General features: G+C 69.2%; 4 protein-coding genes. 1 reads left to right on the top strand and 3 read right to left on the bottom strand.

Annotated elements, in window-relative coordinates:
- Positions 1 to 1,132: 1,132 nt before the first annotated feature.
- Positions 1,133 to 2,476 carry a glycosyltransferase gene (locus tag ACIA8K_RS06385; RefSeq protein ID WP_396055580.1) on the bottom strand — a complete coding sequence of 448 codons (1,344 nt, stop codon included), beginning with the start codon at positions 2,474 to 2,476 and terminating at the stop codon, positions 1,133 to 1,135.
- A complete protein-coding gene (locus tag ACIA8K_RS06380) occupies positions 2,473 to 3,414 on the bottom strand; it encodes a glycosyltransferase (protein ID WP_396055578.1) in 942 nt (313 codons plus the stop codon). The genes ACIA8K_RS06385 and ACIA8K_RS06380 overlap by 4 nt, the downstream gene beginning before the upstream one ends.
- A gap of 560 nt (positions 3,415 to 3,974) precedes the next feature.
- Between ACIA8K_RS06380 and ACIA8K_RS06375 the strand changes: the two genes are divergently transcribed.
- On the top strand, positions 3,975 to 4,844 hold the full coding sequence (locus ACIA8K_RS06375; RefSeq protein ID WP_396055576.1) for an LLM class F420-dependent oxidoreductase: 870 nt from the start codon (positions 3,975 to 3,977) through the stop codon (positions 4,842 to 4,844).
- Between the two features lie 219 nt (positions 4,845 to 5,063).
- Here the strand turns inward: ACIA8K_RS06375 and ACIA8K_RS06370 are convergent, their stop codons facing one another.
- A complete protein-coding gene (locus ACIA8K_RS06370; protein WP_396055574.1) occupies positions 5,064 to 6,401 on the bottom strand; it encodes an acyltransferase family protein in 1,338 nt (445 codons plus the stop codon).
- Positions 6,402 to 6,440: the final 39 nt, after the last annotated feature.

Here is a 6,440-nt window from a genome sequence, read left to right as displayed (position 1 = left end):
TCGGGGCATGGCGCCTTACTTCGGGCGGTCAGGCTTGATCCCTACGTAAGGCGCCATGCCCCGACACCCTCGGTGGGCGCGTTTAGTGGGGCGGCGGCAGTCTGATTTTGGGGCTTGGTGTAGCCGCTGGGCAGTGGTTATAGCGGAGCGCTGTCTGGGTGTTTTGAGCTGAGAGTAAGAATGCTGTTCGTGGCTTTGTCGCAGGTGCGGTTGCGTCACGTCGTGGTTTAGGGATTAGTGGGGGCAATTCCAGATCTGCGTGGAAGAGTTGGACTGCTACGTGGGTTAGAGCTGCCGGGGTGCGGGACGTAAGACTTCTAGTGACGTTCCGTGGTGGTCGGATGGGTCGCGTTTGATTGATCGATCCGGTGGGGACGAATGGTCATCCGTCGAATGTACTGGGGAGTGGTTTTGCGGGGTGGATAACCACTCCCCAGTACATTCGACGGGTGATCTTTGTAGGTTGGGATGGTGGGCTGGCATTTTTATGGTGATATTTCGGGTGTGCGGAGGGTGATTGCTGGATGTGCTCCGCGTTGCCCGCTCCGCGTTGCCCGCTCCGCGGGCTTGATCATGGCGAGTCTCGGCGTGGTCTGTCCTCGCGAGGGCCGGGCGGGCGCGGGCAACCTGGCGCTGACGCGCTTCCCTGCCTCGGTGCGCTCTTGATCTTCGCGACGCTTATCGGGCTTGATCACGGCGAGTCTCGGTGGCGGGGTCTGGTCCTCACGAAGCTGGGCGGGCCGGCCAAGCCGCCGCTGATGCGCTTCCCTGCCTCGGTGCGCTCTTGGTCTCCACGTCGGTTCGCGGGCTCGATCACGGCGAGTCTTGGCGCGGTCTGGTCGTCGCGAAGGCCTGGCAGGCGCGGCCAACCCGCGGCCGACGCGGATTCCGCCTCGATGCTGCTCTTGATCTCCAGGTCGGGACGTCACGTCGGGACGCCGCGCCACTCTCGCGGCGGACGGCGATCCGGCTTGCTGCCGGTCGCTTCAGGGGCGGTGTCAGCGTGTGGCCGGAGCGAGACGCGGTCCAGGGATCGTGCGAAACGCATACAAAAGCGACCGCTAGGCTGCCATCGACCCGCCCACCAGGGAGTAGATCATCGGGAGGGCCGCCACCAACGGATGGGGGCGTGCTATTGACGCAGATAGCGTTCGGCAAGTCGGCGGCGGCGCTCTTTGCGGAGTCCGGTCAGGTATGCGCGAGGGCCGGCCAGCAGTCCGATCCGGTAGGCGTCGCGTAATACGTCCGGCATGTGTGTGGGGACGACCAAATCGCGCAGCATTCGCGGTATCAAGCGGGAGAGTTGCATTGCCAGCCTCGGGTCGGCCATCAGCAGCGCGGTGTAAGCGGCCCCGATGCCCCTGCCGAAGCCGATCATCCGCTCCCGTACGCCTGCCAGGTCGCGCCTCAACTCGCCGCGCACCACGACTGACGGTTCGTAGGCGACAGTCCCGCCGTGCAGCCTCACCTGCAGGAACGCCAGCATGTCCTCGGAGCGGCCGGCGGGGGTTCCGGCGCCGAGCGCCACGTCCCAGCCGCCGATCCGCTCGAGCACGCCGGGGCGGAACACCATGTTCGTCCCGGCGCCCAACGGTGGTACCCCCTCGAGAGGGTGACGCACGTGCTCGGTCGCGGGCCCGAATCGCACAGGCACGAAAGTCCGGCCGGACAGGCGTTCTGCCCAGAGTTGGGCTTCCGTGTCCAGGGCGGAGGGCACCACCACTCCGGTGATCACATCCGCATCCGGGTGGATCATCAACGACCGGGCTATCTCCGCCAGCCAGTACGCATCCGGCACGGCGTCGTCGTCGATCCAGGCCAGGATCGCACCGGGCGCCGCCTCGACGGCCCGGTTCCGGGCGTGTGACAGCCCACCATGCGGCTCCCGCACGTAGGCCACGGTTATCCGGCCCGTCGACTCGGCGGCCCGCGCGGCGTCACGCACCACGTCCTCGGTCTCGGACGACGAGGGCTCACTGTCCACCACGAGGATCCGAAACCGTGGGTACTCCTGTGCCAGCAGCCCGTCCAGGCAGCGCGCGAGCAGGTCGGGCCGTTCCCGCGTGCACACCACCACTGTCAGCTCCGGCGCGTCCGCAAGAACCGACACCCTTTCGGACAGGTACGGGGGTACGACTCGCGGCGACAGCCCGCCCAGCGGGAGCGGCCCCGAGCCGTCGATCCCGGCCGTCGCCAGCCGCCGCCGCACCACCTCGCCGAGCGTCGCGTCGATCGCGTCCGCCACCGCCTCAGGTGACAGCCCTCCGTCGGGTACCGCCAGCAGCAGCGTCCCGACCGGCTCGCTGAACACCCGGATCAGCAGCCACGCGTGCCCGACCCGCCGCCCGTCCACGTCGACGGCCGGAATCCGGGGGATCGGCGAGTTCAACTCGATGTCACGGACCAGGGCCGCCCTGGTGAGCCTCATCGGCCGCAGGATCTCGCGGATCGCATGCTCCATCTCCGGGAGGCTCATCGGCGTACCCCGGCGGCGATCTTCTTCTGGTTCTGGACCGGCTGCGCACGGGGCGCCGGCGGGCGCGTGGTCAGCTGGACGACGCCGCCCATCGCGTTCGCGGTCATGCCGGCGACGACGGCCCAGGTGCGTGGCAGCGATCCGGCGCGCAGATTGCGCAGCAGCGCGCCGGGGGCCGCGCGCTGCAGGTGCCCGCGGCCGGAGATCGCACCGGTCTGCCCGGCCACGAAGCAGCGGTGCAGGAAGTAGCGGAAGGTCATCCGCTCCGGCCCGACCGGGTGGTGGATCCGCGCGTCAGGTACGAACATCAGGTGCCCGCCGCCCTCGCTCATCCGCGGGAAGAGCGCGTCCTCGGGGGTCTGCGGCCGGTCGGTGGACCGGCCGACGGGCTCGGGGAAGCCGCCGACCCGCACGAACGTCTCGCGGCGCACGGCCATGCTTGCGCTCCACACCTCCGGCGCCGGCGTGGCCTCGGACGGGGCCGGGGCGTGGCTGGCGCCGACCGTCCACAGGTACTCGTCCGGGAACCACGCGGGGCGGCTGCCGCTCCAGGCGGGCAGGATCGCGCCGCCGGTGCCGGTCACTGCCGGGTCGGCGAACGGGGCGAGCAGGCCGGCCAGCCACCCCTGGTGGGCGCGGACGTCGTCGTCGAGGAACGCGACAAGCGGCGTGATCGCGTGGAACGCGCCGGTGTTGCGGGCGCCGGCCGCGCCGCGGCGGAACCGGTTGGTCAGCACTGTCACGCCGTCCAGCTCGTGCTTGATCTTGTCAAACAGTCGCGCGTTGTGGTCGGCCACCACGACGATCTCGGCCGGCGCGGGGTTCTGCGCCTTCGCGGATTCGACGGCCTGAACCAGCGTGGTCCAGCGGCGCTCGGTGCGGCACGGGATGACCACCGTGACCGGGGAGACGTCATCGGAGTTCACCGAGGGTGACATGCGGTTCCCTTCAACGGAACAGCGCCGTCGGGGGAGAGCGGCGTGGTTCATGAACCTAGCCGCCGGTCACGAAGAGTCAACCGCTCCGATTCCGGACCATTGGGACTGGCTGTGACCGCGTGGCCGACACCGCTTCTCACCAGGCGCTATATCCCGTAACACCCGCCACTTCCGGCGCGGTTTACAGGGCTAAAGGATGCGGGCGCCGAGGGCTGAACGGCGCAGGCGCGGCACCGGGGAAAGGGCGATGAGAACCCACCCGAAACGGGCGGCCTGCGGTCACTAAGTGTCAGATTGTGGACCGGGTCACAATTGCTCAGAACTACTGAGAGTGATCGGTGGGTTGCTGACCAGCGGGGCCCGCCCTGCACATAGGCTGCTTATGTGCAGGTCACAACGTGCGTCTGCGGGCATCCGAGAAGCGCCCACGAGCACCTCCGCCGTGGGACGGACTGCGCGACCTGCGGACCGGAGAAATGTCCTCGTTTCCGTCGCCCACGGTGGTGGCGCCGGTCGTAGTGTGGGTTGTCCGATCATCCACACTACGGAAGGGCGGCGTCGTGAAACTCGGCCTGCACATCTCCGACTTCACCTGGCCCGTTACCCCCGAAGAGTTCGCGCCGACGGTCGCCCGGGTCGCCCGGGACGCCGACGAGGCCGGCTTCGACCGGATCAGCGTCATGGACCACGTGTGGCAGATCGCGGTGCACGGCCCGCCGGAGCACGAGATGCTCGAGGCGTACACCACGCTCGGGTTCCTGGCCGCGCACACCAGCCGGGCGAAGCTGCTGACGCTTGTCACAGGCGTGGTCTACCGCGAGCCCGGCCTGCTCGCCAAGATCGTCACCACCCTCGACGTGCTCTCCCAGGGGCGCGCGATGCTCGGCATCGGCGCCGCGTGGAACGAGGAGGAGTCGCGCGGCCTGGGCCTGTCCTTCCCGCCGACCAAGGAGCGCTTCGAGCGGCTGGAGGAGGCACTGCAGATCTGCCGCCAGATGTTCGACGGGCCGGAGGGCACATTCGAGGGGCGGCACTACACGCTCGGCCGCACGCTCAACAACCCGCGGCCGCTCAGCCCGCGCGTGCCGATCCTGATCGGGGGCAGCGGCGAGAAGAAGACGCTGCGGTTCGTGGCGAAGTACGCGGACTCCTGCAACCTGTTCCCCGGCCCGGAGCTGGAGCACAAGCTGGAGGTGCTCAAGCAGCACTGTGCGGACGTCGGCCGTGACTACGACGAGATCGAGAAGACCGCCATCTTCCGGTACGACCTCGGCGAGGGTGGCGCCCGCATCGACCAGACGCTTGAGGAGCTGGCCGGGCTGAGCCGGCTCGGCTTCACTATCGCGCACGGCGGTGTGAAGAACGTGTCCGACCCGGCGACGCTCACGTACTTCCGCGACCGGGTGGTGCCGGAGGCCGCGAAGATCTGATGCGAGCCCCCATGGCATCCGGCTGAGTCCATGCGTTGCCTTCATGGGCATCGATTCCGCCGGTCGGCCGGGCGTCGGCCGCCGCGGCAGTCCCCGCCGCCGCGGCAGTCCCCGCCGTCCTGGCCGTTCCCGCGCCGGCCGCCGCCGCTCAGGTGGCCGGCCCGGGCAGGCCGATCACACCGCAGGCGCCGGACGCGGAGTCGCGCCGCGCATTGCGATCTAAGGGGCCACCGTGCGGTCGCGGCCTGCGGCGTCGGCCTCCGCGGTAGCTGACGTCGACTCCGTCTTCGGCTCCGTCGCCGGGTCCGTCTTCGGCTCCGTCGAGGTCGCCGTCGAGGTCGCCGTCGTGGTTGCCGACGGGGTCTCCGGCGTGGTCGTCGACAGGGTCTCCGGCGTGGTCGCCTCCGGGCGGGGCCGGCGGCGCGGGCCGAGGATGCGCATCATCGGCTTCTCCACGAACGTGAACAGCAGCCAGGCCGCGAAGAGCGAGCCGGACGCCGCCAGGATGATCACGCCGGCCGCCGGGACCGCGTTCCAGCCCTCGCCGTTGCGCTCAAGCAGCCGCAGCACGTTCGCGATCAGCGCCACGTGCACCAGGTAGAACGCGAACGACACCTCGCCCAGCCAGACCATCACCGGCCAGCGCCACGGCGACGGCGCGCCGCTCAGGTCGGTCTTGGCCGCGCCGCCGATCAGCACGGTGTACGCGATGGTCAGCACGGCCACGTGGTACTGGCCCGGGATGTAGAGCGTGCACGCCACGTAGAGCGCCACGAAGACCGCGGTCGAGATCCACAGTCCGGGCCCGAACCAGTGGCGGCGGGTGAGCAGCACGCCGGCCAGGACTCCGGTCCAGAACTCCAGGCTGCGGACCGGCGGGAAGAGCTGGTCGAACCACCAGCGGTAGTGCTCCGGCACGAACTGGTGGATCGGGAAGACGCTGTCGAGGCCGGCGCCGGGGATGATCGCGCTGAGCGGGTTGTTGATCAGCGCGATGACCAGCAGCAGCACGGCGATCAGACCGTAGAGCCAGCCGGTCGGGATGCGGCGCACGACCGGCAGCACGAACGGCAGGCACAGGTAGAAGAACAGCTCGCAGCAGAGCGTCCAGCTCACCGAGTTGACCGTGTAGGCGTAGCCGTCCGCCCACGGCCAGGTCTGCACCAGGAACAGGTTGGCAAGCACCGGCTTGAGGTCGGTGATCCGGTCGCCCCAGGCCAGCATCACCAGCAGCACGATGATGAACATGGCCACGTGGTTCGGGTAGATCTTGGCGATCCGGCGGCGCCAGAAGCCGAGCAGCGTGTCGCCGGGCCGCGCGGACCAGGCCAGTACGAAGCCGCTGAGCACGAAGAAGAATGAGACGCCTGATGCGCCCAGGCCGAAGACGCTGTCCCAGGCCTTGTGCCACCGGTCCGGCTCGATCAGGTTGAGCGTGCCGACGTGGAAGCCGAAGACCAGGAACGCGGCGATCCAGCGCAGCCCGGTCAGCGATGGCAGGCGGGTGAGTGGTGCGCGCAAAGGTTCGGTGGCCGGCACCGAGGTCACGCTGGTCATGCCGTACCCACCATGTCGTCTCGCAGGAACCGGCGCGCG

This window comes from Catenuloplanes sp. NPDC051500 (assembly GCF_044454585.1).
In the GTDB taxonomy this organism is placed as follows: domain Bacteria; phylum Actinomycetota; class Actinomycetes; order Mycobacteriales; family Micromonosporaceae; genus Catenuloplanes.
Note: the sequence above shows the minus strand (reverse complement) of the source record. Positions and strands in the feature narration are given on the sequence as shown.

What these genes read in the sequence shown, in the direction of transcription:
- ACIA8K_RS06380 (WP_396055578.1), bottom strand. Translation starts at nt 3,414, where the DNA reads ATGTCACCCTCGGTGAACTCCGATGACGTCTCCCCGGTCACGGTGGTC.
- ACIA8K_RS06370 (WP_396055574.1), bottom strand. Translation starts at nt 6,401, where the DNA reads ATGACCAGCGTGACCTCGGTGCCGGCCACCGAACCTTTGCGCGCACCA.
- ACIA8K_RS06385 (WP_396055580.1), bottom strand. Translation starts at nt 2,476, where the DNA reads ATGAGCCTCCCGGAGATGGAGCATGCGATCCGCGAGATCCTGCGGCCG.